This is a genomic window from Streptomyces gilvosporeus, from assembly GCF_002082195.1.
GTDB classification, from domain to species: Bacteria; Actinomycetota; Actinomycetes; order Streptomycetales; family Streptomycetaceae; genus Streptomyces; species Streptomyces gilvosporeus.
The window spans coordinates 1,507,142-1,527,010 of the sequence record NZ_CP020569.1; the positions used below are offsets into that span (position 1 = coordinate 1,507,142).

General features: G+C 73.2%; 16 protein-coding genes. 12 read left to right on the plus strand and 4 right to left on the minus strand.

The genetic code is table 11. The features are described 5' to 3' along the window. Positions 1-8: 8 nt before the first annotated feature. Entirely contained in the window at positions 9-959 is a 951-nt protein-coding gene (locus B1H19_RS06590) for a sugar-binding transcriptional regulator (RefSeq protein WP_083103676.1), read from the minus strand. 76 nt (positions 960-1,035) lie between these two features. Continuing rightward, the gene (locus B1H19_RS06595) at positions 1,036-2,385 is read right to left on the minus strand and encodes an MFS transporter (protein WP_083103677.1); all 1,350 of its coding nucleotides are present in this window, start codon (positions 2,383-2,385) and stop codon (positions 1,036-1,038) included. Between the two features lie 158 nt (positions 2,386-2,543). Between B1H19_RS06595 and B1H19_RS06600 the strand changes: the two genes are divergently transcribed. From B1H19_RS06600 to B1H19_RS06615, 4 genes are all read left to right on the plus strand, one after another. Next, on the plus strand, positions 2,544-3,350 hold the full coding sequence (locus tag B1H19_RS06600) for a DeoR/GlpR family DNA-binding transcription regulator (RefSeq protein ID WP_083109461.1): 807 nt from the start codon (positions 2,544-2,546) through the stop codon (positions 3,348-3,350). Between the two features lie 58 nt (positions 3,351-3,408). Further along, a complete protein-coding gene (locus tag B1H19_RS06605; protein WP_083103678.1) occupies positions 3,409-4,407 on the plus strand; it encodes a zinc-dependent alcohol dehydrogenase family protein in 999 nt (332 codons plus the stop codon). A gap of 43 nt (positions 4,408-4,450) precedes the next feature. Further along, entirely contained in the window at positions 4,451-5,854 is a 1,404-nt protein-coding gene (xylB, locus tag B1H19_RS06610; protein ID WP_083103679.1) for a xylulokinase, read from the plus strand. Between the two features lie 237 nt (positions 5,855-6,091). Further along, complete coding sequence (locus tag B1H19_RS06615; RefSeq protein WP_083103680.1) at positions 6,092-7,087, plus strand: DUF1259 domain-containing protein; 996 nt, start codon at positions 6,092-6,094, stop codon at positions 7,085-7,087. Positions 7,088-7,093: 6 nt separating this feature from the next. Here the strand turns inward: B1H19_RS06615 and B1H19_RS06620 are convergent, their stop codons facing one another. After that, the gene (locus B1H19_RS06620; RefSeq protein ID WP_083103681.1) at positions 7,094-8,779 is read right to left on the minus strand and encodes a CocE/NonD family hydrolase; all 1,686 of its coding nucleotides are present in this window, start codon (positions 8,777-8,779) and stop codon (positions 7,094-7,096) included. A gap of 330 nt (positions 8,780-9,109) precedes the next feature. Next, the gene (locus tag B1H19_RS06625; RefSeq protein ID WP_159028019.1) at positions 9,110-10,459 is read right to left on the minus strand and encodes a hypothetical protein; all 1,350 of its coding nucleotides are present in this window, start codon (positions 10,457-10,459) and stop codon (positions 9,110-9,112) included. Between the two features lie 343 nt (positions 10,460-10,802). Here B1H19_RS06625 and B1H19_RS06630 point away from each other — a divergent pair, with 343 nt between their 5' ends. The 8 genes from B1H19_RS06630 to B1H19_RS06665 all read left to right on the plus strand — a co-directional run bounded on the left by B1H19_RS06630 (position 10,803) and on the right by B1H19_RS06665 (position 19,774). Beyond that, positions 10,803-12,170: a hypothetical protein gene (locus B1H19_RS06630; protein WP_083103683.1), complete on the plus strand. Its 1,368-nt coding sequence runs from the start codon at positions 10,803-10,805 to the stop codon at positions 12,168-12,170. A gap of 122 nt (positions 12,171-12,292) precedes the next feature. Further along, positions 12,293-13,369, plus strand: a complete 1,077-nt coding sequence (locus B1H19_RS06635) for an acyltransferase domain-containing protein (protein WP_083103684.1) — start codon at positions 12,293-12,295, stop codon at positions 13,367-13,369. Beyond that, complete coding sequence (locus tag B1H19_RS06640) at positions 13,341-15,179, plus strand: acyl-CoA dehydrogenase family protein (protein WP_083103685.1); 1,839 nt, start codon at positions 13,341-13,343, stop codon at positions 15,177-15,179. Before B1H19_RS06635 ends, B1H19_RS06640 begins: the two co-directional genes overlap by 29 nt. A 17-nt stretch (positions 15,180-15,196) precedes the next feature. After that, complete coding sequence (locus tag B1H19_RS06645; protein WP_083103686.1) at positions 15,197-16,321, plus strand: 3-oxoacyl-ACP synthase III family protein; 1,125 nt, start codon at positions 15,197-15,199, stop codon at positions 16,319-16,321. Continuing rightward, positions 16,321-17,160: an SDR family NAD(P)-dependent oxidoreductase gene (locus B1H19_RS06650; RefSeq protein WP_083103687.1), complete on the plus strand. Its 840-nt coding sequence runs from the start codon at positions 16,321-16,323 to the stop codon at positions 17,158-17,160. Before B1H19_RS06645 ends, B1H19_RS06650 begins: the two co-directional genes overlap by 1 nt. 27 nt (positions 17,161-17,187) lie before the next feature. Beyond that, a complete protein-coding gene (locus B1H19_RS06655) occupies positions 17,188-18,291 on the plus strand; it encodes a beta-ketoacyl-ACP synthase III (protein WP_083103688.1) in 1,104 nt (367 codons plus the stop codon). After that, on the plus strand, positions 18,264-18,533 hold the full coding sequence (locus tag B1H19_RS06660) for an acyl carrier protein (RefSeq protein ID WP_083103689.1): 270 nt from the start codon (positions 18,264-18,266) through the stop codon (positions 18,531-18,533). The genes B1H19_RS06655 and B1H19_RS06660 overlap by 28 nt, the downstream gene beginning before the upstream one ends. Further along, the gene (locus B1H19_RS06665) at positions 18,530-19,774 is read left to right on the plus strand and encodes a beta-ketoacyl-[acyl-carrier-protein] synthase family protein (protein WP_237289166.1); all 1,245 of its coding nucleotides are present in this window, start codon (positions 18,530-18,532) and stop codon (positions 19,772-19,774) included. Before B1H19_RS06660 ends, B1H19_RS06665 begins: the two co-directional genes overlap by 4 nt. Positions 19,775-19,869 lie beyond the last annotated feature (95 nt).

Below are 19,869 nucleotides of genomic sequence, written 5' to 3' on the forward strand. Positions count from 1 at the left end.
CCGGCACCTCACAGCAGGCTCGCAGCCACCCCGGCGTCCGTGACGATGCCGTGGAAGAGGCCGGTTTTCACCGCCGCGGAGGCGGCGACCGCCCGTTCCACACCGTCGGCCAGGAGGATGACGTCGGGCACCTTGCGCAGCTCGTCGAAGCTGATGGCGATGACCCGTTCGGTGAGTTCGGGGACGACGACCCGGCCCTCCGCATCGAGCAGTTGGCCGACGACTTCGGCGCAGACGCCCCGGCGCCGGTAGTCCTCCCGTTCGGTGTCGCCGAGTGCGTCGTAGATGGTGGAGAGCCCGGGCCCCCAACCGCCGACGGTGACGACGGCCTTGGTCACCTGGCCGAAGCAGTTGATCGCATCGACCACGCCGGGCTGCGCGCGCAGCATCCGGGCCGCCTCGGCGTCGGGCAGCAGGAGCGGGGCGTAGATGGGGTGGACGACTCCTCGGGAAATGGTGGCGGCGCGGCGTACCGCTTCCACGGCGGTCCTGTTCACGGGGCGCAGCGGGGTCGCCCCGCACAGCTGGACGACCGTGCAGCGGGCGAGTGTGGTCAGCCCGAGCCCCAGGGCCTCGATCTCGGGGCCCCAGACGAGGCCGAGGACATCGTTCTCGGTGACGATCTCGGCGAGCAGGTCGGCGGCGACGGCGCCGAGGCGGCGGGTGGCCTGCACCGTGTCGTCCGGGACCTCCTGCTGCGAGTCGATGACGATCGAGTGCCGCAGGCCGAAGCGGGTGCGCAGGGCGTCGGAGAGGTCGGCGTCGAGTTCGGGCGGCAGCCTGATCTCCAGCCGTATCAGGCCGTCGCGCAGGGCGGTCTCCAGGGTGCGGGCCACTTTGAACCGGCTGATGCCGAACTCCTCGGCGATCTCCATCTTGGATTTGCCCTCGAGGTAGAACCGCCGGGCCATGGCGGCCGTCTGCACCAGGTATTCGGGGCCGGTGTGGTGGGTGCGCATATCAGCCCTGGCCTTTCCGGACGCTGTGCGCTACCGCTCGCATGAGCGGTAGCGCCTCATATGCACCTTTTCCCTATTAAAGCTCCCGGGAGGGCGCTGTCAACGTTCCGACCGGCTGCCGCTCGGCCCGAGGGGCGGCGGTGGGGGCGGCGACCGCTGCCGGTCGTGCCTCGGGCGTCTTCATGAGCAGGACCAGGACGGTGCTGAGCAGATGCAGGGCCGCGTAGATCCACATGACGCCCCCGATGCCGATCACGCCGGTGAAGACCGTGCCGAGGAGCGGGCCGAAGGCCATGCTGGCGCCGGCGCCCAGGGTGTACGCCGACATGATCTGGCCCTTGCGCTGGGGGTCCTGCGCGGTCATCAGGGGCGGCAGGGGGACGTAGCCGGCCATGCCGACGCCGAGTGCACCGGCGGCGAGGGCGACGAGCGGGTAGTCGTGGCCCGCGGCTTCGGGCACGTAGTAGAGGGCCAGGCAGGCGACCGCCGAGACCACGCCACCGAGCCAGGCGACGGTCTTGCGCCGGCTCCACCGGTCGCCGAGCGCCCCGAAGAGGACGACACAGGCGAGGTTGCTGACCATCATCACGATCAGCAGGGAGGCCCACTCCTGCGCGCTGAAGCCGATCCGGTCGATGAGGAAGAGCGGGATGAAGACCCACACGCCGAACTGCGAGGTGGTGTTGATGAGCCGGACCACCGCACCCATGCCGACGCGCGGCTCGGTGAACATGACGGTGAAACAGCCCAGGAAGGTGCGCGGCAGGCTGACGCGCTCCCGGCTCTTGGACAGGCCCTGGAATCCGGTGCGTTCGCGCAGGAGGAACAGGACGACCAGGGCGCCCGCGACGATCATCGCCAGGGACACCCACAGCGTGCGGTAGAAGCCGATCGTGGGCTTGAGGAGCGAGACCAGGACGGAGCCGATGACGGGATAGCCCATGGTGAAGCAGAACCAGAACCAGCCGAGCGCCTTGCCGAGCTGGCGTTCCGGGGCGCCCGCCATGATCCAGACCATGAATCCGTAGGCGAACAGGGGATAGCCGAATCCGCGCAGGCCGTAGGTGAGGAGGATCAGCCAGTACGCGTGCGTGGGGATGGCGACCGCGAGCAGCAGCGCATGGCAGACCGCCCAGCAGGCGGCGCCGGTCATCATCACCCGGCGCGGTCCCCACAGGTCGCAGAGGCCGCCGGCCAGGAAGGCGCCGATCGCGGCGGTGACTCCGTAGACCGTGAAGATGATGCCGACGCTCGCCTCCGCGAAGCCGAGGTCGGTCTTGAGGTACGTGGGCAGATAGCTGGTCTCCACGCCGTCGCCGATCATGAAGAGCAGGACGCCGAAGTAGCCCCAGATCAGGGCTCGGGGGATCCCGAGGACGGCGGGGCGGGGCAGCGACGGATCGCGCTCCTGGGATGTACGCAGCACGGCGGGGACCTTCCTGACGGGCCGGGCGTTCGCCCGAATGTGGCCATCAGACTGAACAACCTCACAGACAATTTCAAGAGCTTCACATAAAGTGTGTGATGTTCTAGGGTGAGCGCATGGCGGAAAACCGCCACCTAATCGAATGGGGGATGCCCACGATGAGAGCGAGCCGCGGCTCCGAGGCCGAGGTGGAGGAGCGCCGCCAGGCGGTGCTGCGCCATGTCGCCCAGGAAGGCGAGATCCGCATCGCCGAGCTCGCCGCGCGGATGCGGGTCAGCGTGATGACCATGCACCGCGACCTGGACAACCTTCACGAGCGCCAGCTGCTGCGCAAGGGCCGCGGGGTGGCCACCGCCTTCTCCAACGTCGCCATGGAGAGCGCGCTGCGCTTCCGCGAGAACTCCCATATGGAGCTGAAGACCGCCATCGCGGACGCGCTCGCCGAGGAGGTCTCCCCCGGCGACACGGTGCTGATCGACTGCGGCTCCACGCTCTTCCCGCTCGCCCGACGGCTCGCCACCGTCGACGGGATCCGGGTGATCACCAACTCGCTGCGCATCACCTACCTGCTGGCGGCCTCGCCGGCCGAGGTGACGCTGCTGGGCGACCGCTACTACGAGGACTTCGAGTCCTGCGCCGGGCCGCAGTCCCGCCGCCAGCTCCAGGACATCCGCGCCACCGTCGCCTTCGTCACCGCCACGTCGGTCCGCGAGGGCCGGCTCTACCACCCGGTGCGCGAGTACGCGGAGACCAAACAGGCGTATCTCCAGGCCGCGGACCGCGCCGTACTGGCCGTCGACCACAGCAAGTTCGGCCGTACCGCCACCTATCCGTACGGCGATGTGGGCGGCTACGACCTGCTGGTCACCGACGCCGACACCCCCGAGAGCGAACTGCGGCCCGTCCGCGACCTCGGCGTCGAGATCCGCACCGTCGAGGTGCGCACCGACGACTCCCCCGGCTGAGCCGGTCCCGGCCACCGCTGACCCGCCTCCCCCCTCCCCCGAAGAAAGGCCCCCCTCCATGCGCGCTGTCGTCATCCACACCCCCGGGCACTACGAGGTCACCACCGTCGACGACCCCACCCCGGGCCCCGGCGAGGTCATCGTCGCGCCCGCCGCGGTGGGCATCTGCGGCACCGATGTGCACATCGTCCAGGGGGAGTTCGCGCCCACCCCGTACCCGATCATTCCCGGCCACGAGTTCACCGGCGAGGTCGTCGCGCTGGGCGCCGGGGTCACCAACCTGCGCACCGGCGAGCAGGTCGCCGTCGACCCGTCGCTCTTCTGCGGCGCCTGCCATTACTGCGCGATCGGGCGCGGCAACCTGTGCGAGAAGTGGGGCGCGATCGGCGACACCGTGGACGGCGCGATGGCCGAGTACGTCAAGGTGCCGGCCGCCAACTGCTACCGGCTGCCCGAGAGCGTCGACGTCGCGCAGGGCACCCTGATCGAGCCGCTGTCGTGCGCGGTGCGCGGCTTCGACGTGCTGCCGCGCCGCCTCGGGGACCACTACCTCATCTACGGGGCGGGCACCATGGGCCTGATGATGCTTCAGCTCGCCAAGGCCGCCGGCGCGGCCTCCCTCTCCGTCGTCGACATCAACAAGGACCGGCTGGCGATCGCCCAGCAGCTGGGCGCGGACGCCACCGCGGCGAGTGCGGCGGATCTGAACCGGCCGCAGGGCTGGGAGACCGTCATCGACTGCACCGGCGTCATCCCCGTCATCGAGGACGGCCTGACCAGGGTGCGCCGCGGCGGCACGTTCCAGCAGTTCGGCGTCGCGCCGTCCGCCGCCAAGGCGTCCTTCTCGCCGTTCCACGTGTACAACGACGAGATCACCATCGTCGGGTCGATGGCCGTACTGCACAGCTTCGGGCGCGCCGTGGACCTGATGGCGAAGGGGGTCATCGACGCGGACACGATGCTCACGCACAGCTTCGGACTGGCGGACTTCGGCTCCGCCCTCCAGACGTTCAAGGACGGCTCCGGCCGCAAGATCCAGATCCGTCCGCAGAGCTGAACCCCCTTACTCCTTCGTCTCGTTGCACGGAAGCGACATCGACATGCCCACAGTTGCCGGGGTGGATTCCTCCACCCAGTCCTGCAAGGTCGTCGTCTGCGACGCCGACACCGGGGAAGTACTGCACCGGGGCCGCGCCACCCATCCCGAGGGCACCGAGGTCGCCCCCGAAGCCTGGTGGCGGGCGCTCCTCGAAGCGGGCAACGGCCTGCTGGAACACGTCGACGCCGTCGCGGTCGCGGGGCAGCAGCACGGCCTGGTCGCACTGGACGCGGCCGGATCGCCGGTGCGCGAGGCGCTGCTGTGGAACGACACCCGCTCGGCGCAGGCGGCGGCGGATCTGGTCGACGAACTCGGCGGACCGGAGAAGTGGGCCGAGGCGGTCGGCACCGTACCGGTGGCGGCCATCACCGTCGCCAAGCTGCGCTGGCTGGCCGAGCACGAGCCGCACCATGCGGACCGTACGGACCGGGTGCTGCTGCCGCACGACTGGCTGACCTGGCAGCTGTGCGGCGGCCCCGGTACGGGCGCGGAACCGGTCACCGACCGGGGCGACGCCTCGGGCACCGGCTACTGGTCCCCGGCCGAGGGCGCCTACCGCCGCGATCTGCTCGCCCTCGCCTTCGGCGGCCGCACCCCCGAACTGCCGCGGGTGCTCGGCCCCGCCGAGGCGGCCGGCCGCACCCCGTACGGAGCCCTGGTGGCGGCCGGGACCGGCGACAACATGGGCGCGGCCCTGGGGCTGGGCATCCAGCCGGGCGATGTCGTCATCTCGCTGGGCACCAGCGGTACCGCCTTCGCCCTCGCCGAGCATCCGGTGGGCGATCCCGCCGGCGCCGTCGCCGGGTTCGCCGACGCCACCGGCCGCTATCTGCCCCTGGTCTGCACCCTCAACGCCGCGCGGGTTCTCAGCTCCACCGCCCGCATGCTCGGCATCGCCCTCGACGACCTCGGCCCGCTCGCCCGCGCGGCCGACTCCGGCGCCGGCGGCCTGGTCCTGCTCCCCTACCTGGGCGGCGAGCGCACCCCCAATCTCCCGGAGGCCGCGGGCAGTCTGATGGGCATGCGCAAGGCGAACATGCACCCGCCGAACTTCGCCCGCGCGGCCGTCGAGGGCATGCTGTGCAATATGGCCGACGCCCTCGACCGGCTGCGGGCCCAGGACGTCGAGGCGCGCCGCGTGCTGATCATCGGCGGTGCGGCCAAGGCTCCCGTGGTCGGCGAGATCGCCGCCGAGATCTTCGGCACCCCGGTCACCGTCCCCGAACCCGAGGAGTACGTGGCCCTGGGCGCGGCCCGGCAGGCCGCCTGGGCCCTGGCGGGGACGCCCGAACCGCCGCACTGGCCGCTGGCCGCGGCCCGGCAGATCCCCGCACCGGCCGACGGCGCCGCCGGCCGCCGCATCCGGGAGGCGTATGCCCACGCCCGGTCGATGGTGTACGGCTGATCGGGGAGGCGGGCGTGCGGATCGGGGAGGCCGGCGTGCGCGCTCCGGTTGCGGGCGCGGCGGAGCTGTGCGTGCCGGCGCCGAGGCCGCGTCGGCCGCCTGCCGAACGGCCCGCTGCCCTCCGGGCCGTCCCACCCACCGCGCTGACTGCTTAGGCCACTTGGCCCCAAGAGGTAACCGCCATCACGTTGTTCCCGGTTTGCCGTGCTTCGATCTCGGTATGGAGGTACTCGCGTGATGATTTCCGCACATCGACAGCAGGACGCCGCGCAGGAGGGTACGCCCCGGCGGCGGCTCCTGACCGCGGCCGCGCTGGCCCCCGTGCTGGCCGCGGCGCCGGCCCCCGCCCGCGCCCTGTCCGTCCGGGAGCCCGAGGCGAGCAGCGCCGCGCCGGCCTCGCCGGTGCAGACGAGCCTGGCCGACTGGTCGGGCGTCGCCCAAGCCCTCGGCCGGCAGGGCGATATGAAGCAGAACATGATGTATCACACCGCCTTCCCGCGCTATGACCTGCGCGTGGTCTCCCGCGGCACCGTCGTCCAGCCCGGCCTCGCCCTGGGCACGAACGTGTCCTTCGTGCGGTACCCCGACGGCTCGCTGATGATGGGCGACATCGTGGTGTCCGAGTCCGAACTGCAAGGGTTCTCCGATGCCTTGCACGCGAACGAGATCTCCCAGACCGCCATCCACAAGCATCTGCTCTCCCAGAGCCCGGACATCTGGTGGATCCACATCCACGCGCACGGCGACGACCCGGACACCCTGGCCCGGGGGCTGCGCGCCTCGCTCGACCGCACCAACACGCCGTCGGAGCCCACCACGCCGCAGCAGCAGTCCATCGACCTGGACACGGCGGGGATCGATGCCGCGCTGGGCACCAAGGGCACCGTCGACCACGGGATCTACCGGAGCATCTTCATCCGCCGCGAGACCATCACCGACGGCACCTGGGCGCTGCCCCCTGGCCTGGGCTCGACCTCCGCGTTCAACTTCCAGCCGCTGGGCGGCGGCCGGGCGGCGATCAGCGGCGACTGCGCGATGGTCGCCGGCGAGGTCCAGAACGTCCTGGGCGCCCTCCGTCAGGCCGGGGCCCAGCTCGTCGAGCTGCACAACCACGGCCTGACGGACGAACCCCGGCTGTTCTTCACCCACTACTGGGCCGAGGGCGACGCCGTGACGCTCGCCCATGCCCTGCGTCCGGCGGTGGCCGCCACCAATGTGGTGGCGGCCGGCTGACAAGGGTCAGCGCAGGGGCAGCTCCAGCTCGGACGGGTCGGCCGCGGTCGAGCCGAACGAGACGGTGCTGCCCTTCGGCGTACTGCCGCCGTACAGCGGGTCCTTGGTGTCCAGGACCAGCGCCAGCCGGTGCCCGGCGGGCACGTCGTAGGCGGTGGTGAAGAGGGAGACATCGAGCGGGAACGCCTGCCCGGGCCGCTTGCCGGACCAGCTCTGCGGGGCGTGCGAGATCAGCTTGCCCACCCCGAGGGCGTTGACGTCGTAGAGGTAGGCGAAGGCCGTTCCCCGGGGCGCGGTGGCCGTGACCGTGGTGTGCAGGCGTGCGGCGCCGCGGATGGGGTGGGTGGCCGCGTAGGGGGCCGACTGCCATACGGCGGCGGAGCGCTGCGGCAGCAGCGGGAGGAAGACCAGGGGCGGCAGACCGGCGAGCTGGTCGAGCGTGCCGGACAGTTCGGCGATGCCGCCGTCCGCTCCGGAGTCCGTGCCGCCGTCGACGGGCTTGTGCCAGCCCGGCCGGGCCGTGGCGCCGAGTTGTCCGTCGCCGGGAGCGCCCGGGTCGCCCAGCCGCAGATGTTCGGTGCGGGAGCTGATGGCGCGCCAGGTGGGGTAGCGCTCGGTCGCGCCGTTGTGCCGGACCTGGAGCCGGACCGCCTGGGAGGCGTCGTCGCGGCCGCCGGAGTTCTTGAGGTGGCTGTCGAGGAAGCGCCGGGCGCTCGTCCAGGTGGCGTTGTGCAGGCCCAGCAGGCTGGTCATTTCCTGGGTGGCGTGGTCGCCGGGGCGCAGTTCGAGGCGCTTGGGGCCGGTCAGCCGCTGGTAGAAGGCGGTCATCTGGCTGGGGTTGAAGATGCTGTCGCCCCAGGCGTTGGCCAGGAAGACGGCGGTGCCATGGGCGTTGATCCGGTCCACGTAGCGGGCCGGGGAGCGGGTCTGCGCCCAGGCGACGACCTTGGGGAGATCGCGGTCGGCGAAGAGGTCGGCCAGCATGCGCGCGAATTCCGGGCTCTTACGGCCGGTGGGGGTCTCGATCGCGGTGAGCAGGGCGGCGGCCTGGAGGTGCCGGGTCTGGCCGCTGTAGAGCGAGTCGGCCAGGTCCGCCCAGCCGCTCAGGGAGGCGACCGCCTTGATCCGCGGGTCGAAGGCGGCGCCCATCAGCGTCAGTCCGCCGCCCAGGGAGAGGCCCACCATGCCGATGCGTCGGGGGTCGGCCGGCGTGTGGGCGAGCGACCAGTCGATGACCCTCGACACGTCCTTGACGTCCTTGGGCCCGGCGACATCGACCTGGCCCCCCGATTGCCAGAAGCCGCGCACGGTGTAGGTGACGGCGATATACCCCTCGGCGGCCAGCTGTTTGCCCTGGGCGACGTATTCCAGGTCGTTCTGGCCCCAGCTGGCGGGCTGGACGACCAGGGGGTAGCGGCCCTTGCGGTCGGCGCCGGGGGTGCCGGGAGCGGGGGTGAACACATGGGCCTTGAGGACGACGCCGTCCTTCATGCGGATGTCGACCCGGCGGAAGGACGGGGCGGTGTGCGCGGCCGAGGCGGTGGCGGCCGCGGGGCCGGGGTGGGAGGCCGCTGCCGCGGGGGTGGCAAGGAGGGCGCCGCAGAGGGCAAATGCCGTGAGTAATGCGGGAGTTGTCGCCCTGAGCCCCGACCGGCCGCGGTATCGGCCGGGGGTACGGGGGGATTGCGCCATCGATGCTCCATCGGAATCTGACCGCAGTGCCACCGTGGCACCCATCCGGTGCGGTGATCGGAAGCGTACGGGCGCGGCATCGCCCCTGGTGAGGCGATGATCAGCCAAAGATACTCGCGGGTAACGACAGCTGGCGGAAAGCAAGTGCCGTGGCCCGGCCACCAGTTCCCGGTGCGTGCGTATGGGTGAAGCCCGGGGCGAGGTGGGCGCGCCCCAGGCGGGAAAGCGCCGGTGCGTCCCCCTTATAGCTGTGTGATCGATCCTTTTGATGTGACGAGAGTGACGCTCGCCCGCTTAGGCGTACCGGATCCGGACGGGGGCGCGGCGGACTCAGTGCGGAGCCGCCCGCAGGCGTTCGCGGAAGGCCCGGACGCGTGGGTTCCGCTCGTAGGGGGCGAGTTCTCGGAGCAGTCGGGGGACGGTGCCGTGCACGGAACCCGCGGCGAGCTGCTCGTGGTGGCGCAGGACGTGATGGCACTGGTCGACGGCCGCCTCGACCTGGTGGGTGGCCAGCAGGGTGTGGGCGAGCCGGGCGTGCAGCAGGACACGGGCCTTGTGATGGTCGGCGGGCCGGGCGGCCAGCGAACCTTCCAGCTCGGCCGCGGCGCCCTGGTGGTCGCCCAGGCGTGAGAGCACCTCGGCGCGCTGGTAGCGCAGGGCGGTTTCCGGATAGCTGGTGAAGGGGCCCTCCGGTCCCGTCGCCCGCGCCAGGTGCCGTTCGGCGGCCAGCAGATCCCCGGAGGACGCCCGGCCCTGGCCCGCCCCGGCGCGGACGAGGGCGCGTCCCGCGTACACGAAGGCCCGCGTGGCATGCGGGACGGCACTGCCCGCGACATCGAGCGCCGCCTCGCCGAGGGCGACGGCCCGGTGGTGGTCGCCGAGCCGGTGGGTGTGCACGCTCAGACAGCGCAGCACGATCGCGTAACTGCCGCGGTCCCCGGCCGCATGGGCGAGTTCGAGGGCGAGGGTGTAGTAGTGCTCCGCGAGACCGGGGTGGCCGACTTCGGCGGCGCGGCCGGCCACCAGGAGGGTCAGCTGTGCGGCGCCGGTGAACAGGGCGCGGCGGACCGACGGGTGGGCCGGGGCGGTGAGCAGCGGCACCACGTCCTCGCAGAGATAGACCGTCAGCGCCGGCCGGCCATGGGCGCCGCCGTACCGCTCCCCCATCAGGGCGCCGCAGACGGCCGCGGTCTCCAGCCGTGTCGCATCGGCGGCGGTCGCCTGCCGCACGCCGTGGGTGACCGGCGGCAGGGGCGGCGGCCGGGTGTCCCAGTGGGTGAGGACGGCGGGCGCGGCGGGGGCGACCGCGCGGGCCAGGTGGGCGCGGCGGGCCGGGTCGGCGTCCGCGCGGCACAGGGCGGCGAGCCGCTGCACCGGGTCGTCGCCGCGCAAAAGCTGCGCCATCGCGTCCGCGGCGTCATCCGGTTCGGCCAGTCCGGTGTCCAGGGGGGTCAAGGTGCGGCCGAGGCGACGGCTCAGTGCCTGGCCGACCAGTTCACCGACCGGGGGGCGGGGGCGCGAGCCGTTGAGCCAGTGGGCCACCGAGGTCCGGTCGTAGCGCAGCCGGAGCCCGTGGGCGGTGCCCAGCGTGTTGACGGCGCGGGCGAGATCCGCGGCGGTCCAGTCGGCCTCGGCCAGCAGCGCGGTGAGAAGGGGGTTGGGGTCATGGCGGGGATTCATGACGGTGCGGCCTCGCTCCATGCTGCGGCTCGGTGGGCCTTTGCGGCGTTCAACACGTTCACGCTTTACGGCGCGACCGGGCGTTCCACCCTGGCTCGTTTCATGGTTCCGTGAAGGGGCGGCCGTTGGCTATGGCGCGGTCACCCGTAGGGAGGTTTTCCGGCCAGCCGCCGGTTATTCGCCGAGGAATTCCGCGGGCGCCGCGGACGCATTGCCGGCCGTGCGCTTTGCTTCACCATGGACAACAGCAGTCTCAGGCACGGCACATGGCAGCTCATGAACTCCTGCACCCTCCGGCCCTTGACGGACTTCCCCGGATCGCACCGTCCACCGGGAGCACCAGGTGCCGTCATCACGCCGTCGTAACGAGAATTTACGGGCCCTGCTGACGGAGGCCCAATGGACGCAGGCCGCGCTGGCCCGGTCGGTCAATGCGCTGGCCGCGGAAATCGGCCTGGATCTGCACTACGACCGTACGGGCGTGGCCCATTGGCTCAGCGGAACGCAGCCGGCGCCGCCCGTGCCGGACCTGATCGCGGAGTCGCTGACCCGGCGCCTGGGCCGGGCGGTCTCCCCGGGAGTCGCGGGGCTTCTCTCCCCGCCGTGCGCACCACCGTCCGGGCGGCCGGCCGAGGGCGGCTCCCCGGCCGAGACCGCGCTCACCGACGTCTGCGCCCTGGAGAGCGACCCCGCGCGCCGGACGGCCGCCCGGCTGGCGCCGTACCGGGAGGCGGAACTCGCGAAACTGGTGGCCGATCAGCACGAACGGAGTCCGCGGCTCCCGGTGTCGCACGACGGAGCGGACGACGGCGAGCTCGCCGTCGTCCGCTTCGCCGTCCGCTTCTATGCGGCGTCCTTCAATGCGCACGGCGGTGGCAGCGCGCGCTCGGCGCTCGCCGCCTACCTCGCCGACGACATCGCGCCGCGGCTGCGCGAACCGGACGGCGCCGCGGGGCACCGCGGCCTGCTGGTGGAGGCGTCCCGGCTCACCTTCCTGCTGGCCCGGATGTACCAGGACGCGTCCGTCCACGGCCTCGCCCAGCGTCATTTCACCACCGCGCTGCGACTCGCCGAGGAGTCCGGGGACCCCACCGCGCCCGCCGTCGTCCTGCGCGGCCTGAGCGCCCAGGGGCTCGCGCTGGGCCACCGGCGCATGGCCCTGGACGCCGCCGAGGCCGCGGTGGCCGCCGCCCGGGCTCCGGGCGCCGCGACCCGGGCGTTCCTGGCGTCCCAGCTCGCGGTGGCGCAGGCGGCCTGCGGGGTGCGCCGGGCGGCCGTCGCGTCGCTGGGCGTGGCCGAACGCGCCCTGGAGGCACAGGAGCGCGGCGCCGGGCCGGGCGGGCCGTTCGCCGCGTACTCGCGCGCCTCGCTCGCCTTCCAGAGCGCCGAAGTCCTGCGGCACACGGGCGATCCGACGGCCGCGCGGACCGAGCTGCACCGCTCGCTGGTACGGCGGTCGGACGACGATCACCGGGGGCTGGCCCTGAGTTATGCCCGGCACGCGGAAATCCTCGTCGGCCTCGGACATGTCGAGGAAGCCTGCGCGTCCTGGAATTCCTTTCTCGATCATTACGTCCATCTGCGGTCGGGCTCGGCGGATCTCGCCGCGGTCCGGCTGCGGAAGTCGCTGATCCCCTTTCGGCGCGTTCCGGCGGCGGCCGCGCTGCTGCATCGTACGGGCGCCATGACGCCATCGGCGCAGCGCGGCTGAGCGCATACGTCGCCGGTACTTTCACTCCTTTCAACAGCCCCTGGCACCGAAAGCCGGCCATCGGCGCGAGGGCCGCTGTTCAATCGGTGAGCGGATGTCAACAGGAAAGGAGGGGTGGCGAGATGCGCAATTCCTTCGTCGCATCCGAGAAGGATCACGATGCGTCGCCGCGCCGGATCGTCCATGTCTTTCCGGGGCAGGGCGACTTTGCCGTCAGCCCGCTCGTACGGGCGATCCGTACGCATGCCGCGGTGCGGAAATCCGTCGCCGAGGTATTCCGGGAAACGGAAGACGTGGGCCGCCAATTCGGCATCGCGCCCTTGGCCGGGGCGCTGCTGGGCGACTCCCCGCCCAGTGGCCGCGATCTGGCCGCCGCCCGGGTGGGCACGCCCCAACTCGCGCTGTTCTGCTCCTCGGTGGCGGTGCACCGCGCCCTGTCCGCGATCGGGCTGGCGCCCGATGTCGTGCTCGGGGTGAGTTTCGGGGAGATCGCCGCGCTCACCGCGGCGGGGGTGTTCGAGGTGGCGGAAGGGGCCCGTATCGCCTGTCTGCTGGCCCGTCAGCTGGTGGGCTGTGCGGGCGGGATGACGCTGGTGGGCGCGGCCGAGTGGCGTACCCGCGCCCTGCTGCGCGAGGCGAACGCCCCGGACCTGGCGGCGGCCTGCATCAACGATCCCGGTGAGACCCTGGTGAGCGGCCCGCTGGGGGCGCTGGCGGCCATGGAGGAACGGGCCCGGCGGCAGGGGATCGCGGTGTCCCGGTTGCGGCTTCCGTTCTCCACCCACCACCCCTCGCTCACCGGTCCCGCCGACGCGTTCGAGGCCTCGATCCGCCCCCTGACCGCCCGGCCCGCCCGGGTCCCCGTCTTCTCCGCCGTCCACGGGGGCCGCTACCGGCCCGGCGACGACGTCCACCGCGGGCTGGCGAACTGCCTGATCCGTCCCGTGCGGCTGCCCGAGGTGCTGCACCAAGTGGCCACCGGTGGCGGCGTGTTGATCCTCGAAGCGGGCACCGGCTGCGCGCTGACCCGCAATGTGCGGCACACCCTGCCGCCCGCCGCGGCCGGCGCCCATGCCCCGCTCGCCGACCCCCGCTTCCCCTGGCCGGACGCCCACGCCCCGGCCGCCCCGTCGCCCAACGGCCCCCTCTCCGCCCTCTGGAGCCGCCGCAATGACCACGCACCTGCCACCCCGCGGTGAACTGACCGAGATCGTGGGCGGCACCCGTTCCGACGCCCTGCGCAACCGCCTTCTGCTCACCCTGGCCGAGGACGCCCCCGCGGCCGCGGGCTGCGGGGAGGGTGCCCTGCGCGTGCACCGGCGGCTGCGCCGGATCGCCCAGAGCCTGCCGCCGGTGGCCGAGTTGTTCCGCGACCCGGAGCAGCTCGCGGTGCTCAGCGAATGCGTCGCCCTCACCGACCCTCCCCTGTACATGGCCGTCCTCTCCCACTACGCCCTGTGCCTGGGCTCCATCGTCACGCTGGCCGGGGACCCGGCCCGCCTCGGCCGGCAGGGGGAGGCGCTGGCGAGCGCACGCGCCAAGGGCGTCTTCCTGGTGACCGAGATCGGCGACGCCAGCAGCCATCTGGGGATCCGCACCACCGCCCGATTCGAGCCGGAATCAGGTGAGTTCGTCCTGCGCACACCCGATGCTCGGGCGGCGAAGTTCTCCGCCGTCGGCTCTCCCCGCACTCCGCAGACGGCCGTGGTCTGCGCCCGCGTGGTGACCGACGGGACGGACCGCGGGGTGTTCTCCTTCGTGGTGGACCTCAGCGACGAGAGCGGTCCGCTCCCCGGGGTGGAGATCTCGCGCAGCCTGGAGGTGCCGGCCCTTCCGCTGGACTATGCGCTGGTGCGCTTCCACGGCGTGCGACTGCGGCCCGAGCAGTGGCTGTGCGACGGGGCGCGGATCGCTGCGGACGGCGCCTTCCACGATCCCCTCGGCAGCCCGGACGCACGGCTGCAACGGACCCTGTGCGTGGGGCAGATCCTGTGGGCGACGCTGCCCTCGGCGATGGCCGCGATGGCGCGGGAGAGCTCCGTACAGGCGCTGCGCTTCTCGGCGCGCCGCCGGGCGCACGGCCGGCTGGCGCCGGGGGCGAAGGTGCTGGACTGCCGCACGCAGCAGCATGCGCTGCTGGGGTGTCTGGCGGAGTCGTTCGCTCTGACCTGTGCCGGACGGACGGCGCGGGAGATCTGGACCCGGTCGCGCACGACACCGGGCGGCGCTCCGGGGGCCCAGCGCACGAACGGGATGGCCTTCGCGCCGTGGACCGCCGTCGACCGTCCGCTGGCGGTGCTCAAGGCGCTCTCGGTGCGCGGGACGGCCCGGGTGGCCGCCGAATGCCAGCACCGGTGCGGGCTCGCCGGATTCCTGCACCCCAACATGCTGGGCGGCTACCACGGGTTCGCCCATGCCTTCGAGAGCGCGGGCGGCGACAGCCAGCTGATCCTGCTGGACGCCGGCCGGGCCCTCGCACAGGAGGCCGGCCGCGCCAACGGCACCGGCGCACCGCCGCCCGACGTGCCCGTCGACCACCCGGGCTGGTGGCTCGCGACCGCCCGCGCCCAGGAGACCCGGCTGACGGACGCGCTGCACCAGGCCCTGGGCCGCCGCACCCAGACGGGCGCGACGGGCCTGGAGCTGTGGAATCCGCTGCTGGACGCGGCGCGCGGGCTCGGGGAGGCGTACGGGAACCGACTCATGGCCGAGGCGGTGACCGGCGTTCTGGAGGCCGTCCACGATCCCGGGCTGCTGGCGGTCCTGCGTCCCCTGGCCGCGCTGTACGGGGCCGTCGAGGCGCGCCGCCTGTCCGGCCCCCTCCAGGCGACCGGTGTGCTCGATGCCGCGACGGTACGGACGCTGCCCGCGGTGCTGGACGCGCTGTGCGACCGCCTGCTGCCGCATCTGCCCCTGCTGGAGGACGCCATGGGCGCCCCGTCCGGCGCGGTGTCCGCTCCGCTGGGCGCCGACGACTACGCCGCGGCCCTGACCGCGTCCCTCAACTGACTACCGGAAAGGCCGTCATGAGCCACCATCCCCCGAACATGCCCCGGATCGGCGTGCTGGGCATGGGCACGTATCTGCCCGGCGGCATCCGCACCAACCATGACGTCGCGACCGCGGTGGGCGTCACGCCCGAGTGGATCACCGAACGCACCGGTGTGCACACCCGGCATGTGGCCGCGCCCGAAGAGGCCGCCTCCGATCTCGCGGCGGCCGCCGTACGGGCCGCGGTGGCCGCCGCGGGCATCGACATCGACCAGATCGACGTGCTGATCGCCGCCACCTCCACACCCGACGAGCTCGGCCCCTCGACCGCCTGCCGGATCCAGGCGCTGACCGGCGCCCGCCATGCCGTGGCGCTGGATGTCAGCGCGGCCTGCGCGGGCTGGCTGTTCGCGGCGCGGGTCGCCCACGACTGGCTGCGCGGGGAGCCGGGGGCGCGGTATGCGGCGGTCGTCGGCGTCGAGGCGTACTCCAAGTTCCTCGATCCCACGGACCGGGGCACCGCGGTGCTCTTCGCCGACGGCGCGGCCGCCGCGGTCCTGGGAACCGTCGCGGACGACGCCGGATTCGCCGACTTCCGGCTCGGCTCCGACGGCACCGGCGCCCATCACGTCCTCATCCCCGCCGGCGGCAGCCGCGCCCCCGCAAGCCCCGCCACGCTCGGCGGCCACCGCCACCGCATCCACATGGACGGCCGTGCGGTGCGCGATTTCATCGCCGAGATCTTCCCCCGGCTCGTCGACGAAACCCTGGTACGCAACCGGCTGCGGCTGACGGACCTCGACGCGGTCATCACCCATCAGCCCAACCCCGTTCTGCTGCGCAGCCTCGGCGACCGGATCGGCATCGCGCGCGAGCGGCTGGTCATCGTCGGGGACGAGGTCGGCAACATCGGCGCCGCGAGCGCCCCGTACGCGCTGGCGACCGCCGCGGCCCGCGGGCTGCTGCCCCGGGGCGGGCGGATTCTGCTGGCCGTCTTCGGGGCGGGCGTGACCTGGGGCAGCGCGCTGCTGACCTGGACCGGGGCGCCGGCCATCCGGATCGCGCCCACCCGCAGCGCACCGGCCCACGGCGCCCCGGCCCGCGCCCCGCACACCGTCCCTGCAACCACGAACACCCCTGTCATGCAAAGGAGTTCTTGATGACGACCCACACCTCGTTCCGGCTGGACGGCGCGCGCATCCTGGTGACCGGCGCCTCGCGCGGCATCGGCAAGGCCGTCGCCGTGGTGTTCGCCCGGGCCGGCGCCGATCTGGCGCTGTCCGCACGGAGTTCGGCCGCGCTGAAGGAGACCGCGGCGCTGACGGAGGAGGAAGGGCGCACCGTCGTGCTCGTCCCGGGCGATCTGGCCGAGCCGGGCGCCGCGGAGTCGGTGGTGGACAAGGCCGCGGACGCGCTCGGCGGACTGGACGGGATGGTCCACAACGCGGGCATGCTCCCGTCCCACCCGGACGGCAGCCCCGTCCTGGATCCCTTCCAGGACTCCGCGCAGGAGGACTGGAACCAGGTGCTGTCGGTCAACCTCAACGCCACCGCGGCGCTGTGCCGACGGGCGCACCGTCACCTGGCCGCCTCGCCCCGGGCCAGCGTGGTGCTGATGTCCTCGACGGCCGGTGTGATCGGCACGCCGAGGATGGAGGCGTATGCGGCGTCCAAGGCGGCGCAGATCTCGCTGGTCCGCAGCCTCGCGGTGGGCTGGGCGCGCGAGGGCATCCGGGTCAATGCGCTGTGCCCGGGCTGGACCCGTACGGACATGACCGCCTTCGCCGCTTCCACGGAGCCGCTGTCCGACTGGCTGATGGCCCATGTGCCGCTGGGCCGTTGGGCGGAGCCGGACGAAGTCGCCTGCGCCGCGCTGTACCTGGCCTGCCCCGCCGCGTCCTATCTGACCGGCCAGGCGCTGGTGCTCGACGGCGGCACCTCAGTGCCCGACAGCGGACTCGCCGGGATCCCGAAACCGCCCTCCCCCTTCGCCGCCTGACACCCCTCCCGAGAGGCCGGGCCGACCATGACCACCGTGACCCCCACCGCCGTGATCCGCGGTATCGGCAGCTGTCTGCCGCCCCGGGTGCTGTCCAACGAGGACGTCAAACGCCGCGGGGTGCTGGACACCACCGACGAATGGATCCGCACCCGCACCGGCATCACCAGCCGCCGGGCGGCCGAGGAGCACACCAGCACCGGAGACCTGGCGGTGGCCGCGGGCCGCGCCGCGCAGGAGTCCGCACACGCCCGCGCGGACCTGGTCCTGCTCGCGACGACGACCCCGGACCGCCGCTGCCCGGCGACCGCACCCGAGGTCGCGTACCGGCTGGGGCTGGGGGCGGTGCCCGCGTTCGATCTGTCGGCGGTGTGCTCGGGCTTCGTCTACGGCGTCACCGTGGCCACCGCCCTGGTCCGTACCGGGGTGTGCGCCCGGCCCCTGGTGATCGGCGCCGAGACGTATTCGCGCATCATCGATCCGCTCGACCGGGACACCGCGGTGATCTTCGGTGACGGCGCGGGGGCGGTGGTGCTGGAGGCCGGGGACCGCGCCGAGCCGGGGGCGATCGCCGCCGTCGACTGGGGGTCCGACGGTTCGGGCAGCGATCTGATCGCCATCGCCGCCGGCGGCTCGCGCCGGCCCGACACCTCGCCCCGACTGTGCCGCGAGGACCGGTACTTCCGGATGAGCGGCCGCGCGGTGTACGGACACGCCGTGCGCCGGATGACCGGTTCCTCGCTCGCCGTGCTGGCCAGGGCCGGCTGGCGGCCCGGCACGGTCGGGGCGTTCATCGGCCACCAGGCCAACAAGCGCATCCTCGACTCGGTCGCCGACCGTGTGGGCATCGCCCCCCGCTTCCGCTACGGCAACATCCGCGACGTCGGCAACACCGCCGCCGCCTCCATCCCGCTGGCACTGGCCGACACGGCGGCACGCCATCACGTCCAGCCCGGCACCCGCACGCTGCTCACCGCGTTCGGCGGCGGCCTCACCTGGGGGTCGGTCGCGCTCGGCTGGCCGGCCGCCCGCCCCCGCTCGTACGCACCCGAGCCGCCTGACGCCCGTTCCACCACCCATCCGACACCTAAGGGGAAGCCACCATGGAATCTGTCTACGACCACCTCGTGACCGTGCTCCGGGACAAGTTCGAGGCCGACGCCGAGGAGATCCGTCCCGAGGCGACCCTCGCCTCCCTGGAACTGGACTCCCTGGCCGTCGTCGAGCTCTACGTCACACTTCAGGATCACTGGGGCGTCCCGCTCGAAGAGGACGAAGCGGCCGCCGAGATGGCCCTGCACAAGCTGGCGCAGACCGTCGCGGCACAGCTGTCCGCGGCGGGCGCGACGACCGACCCGGGAGACCCGCGGTGATCCGTCGCGGCCGCGATCCGGACATCGCCGTCACCGGCATCGGGCTGGTCACCCCGGCCGGTGTCGGTACGGCACGGACCTGGGCGGGTGTCTGCGCCGGCCGGGGCACCGCGGCCGAGGACCCGGCGCTGGCCGGGCTTCCGGTCTCCTTCTCCTGCCGGGTGCCCGGCTTCGATCCCCGCACGCATGTGCCGGGTCCGCGGCCGTGGCGCTATGACCGGTTCACCCAGTTCGCGCTGGCCGCCGCCCGCGAGGCCGTCGCCGACGCCGGGCTGGACCCGGCCTCGTGGGACGGCGCCCGGGTCGCGGTCGTCCTGGGCTCGGCGGCCGGCGGGGTGGACACCTACGAGAGCCAGTTCCGCAAGCTGCTGGGCGCCGGGTCCCGGGCGGTCTCGCCGCTGACCCTGCCCGCCTTCCTGCCGAACATGGCCGCCGGGCAGCTGGCCATCGCCCTGCGGGCCCTGGGCCCGGCGCTGCACACCGCCACGGCCTGTGCGTCGGGCGCGTCCGCGGTGGCCACGGCGGCGCTGCTGCTGCGCGCCGACGACTGCGACCTCGCCGTCGCCGGCGGCACCGACGCCATGGTCACCCCGCTGTGCGCCACCGCGTTCGCGCGGATGGGCGCGCTGTCCCGGCACCCCGGTCCCCCCGCGACCGCCTCGCGGCCCTTCGACGCGGCCCGGGACGGCTTCGTGCTGGCCGAGGGGGCGGGCGTCCTGGTCCTGGAGCGCGGCGCCGACGCGGCAGCCCGGCGCGCACCGGTCCACGCCCGCCTCGCCGGATACGGCAGCTCCGCCGACGCCCACCACCCCGTGGCCCCCGACCCCGACGGCCGGGGCCTGCGCCGGGCCACGGAGCAGGCCCTGCGGACGGCCGGCGCCGCTCCGGCGGAGGTGGACCATGTCAACGCCCACGGGACCGGCACTCCGCTCAACGACCGGGCCGAGGCCGCCGCGCTGGCGCGGATGTTCGGCGCCGCTCCCCCGTCGGTGACCGCCGCCAAGGGCGTCCTGGGCCACACGATGGGAGCGGCCGGGGCCGTCGAGGCCGCCCTGACCGCGCTGACCGTCGAGCACCGCCTCGTCCCGCCCATCGCCAACTTCCGCAGCGCCGAACCGGACACCGGACCGGTGGACCTGGTCACCGACCGGCCCCGTCCGCAGACCGTCCGCCTCGCCCTGAGCAACTCCCTCGGCTTCGGCGGCCACAACACCGTGCTGGTCTTCCGGCCGGGCGGCTAGGGCATACCGATGGGTAGGGACCGACCAAGATCACAAACCCCGCCCCCGCGTCCAGCGTCACATGACGGGATTCATCGGGGCATGCCAGGAATGCG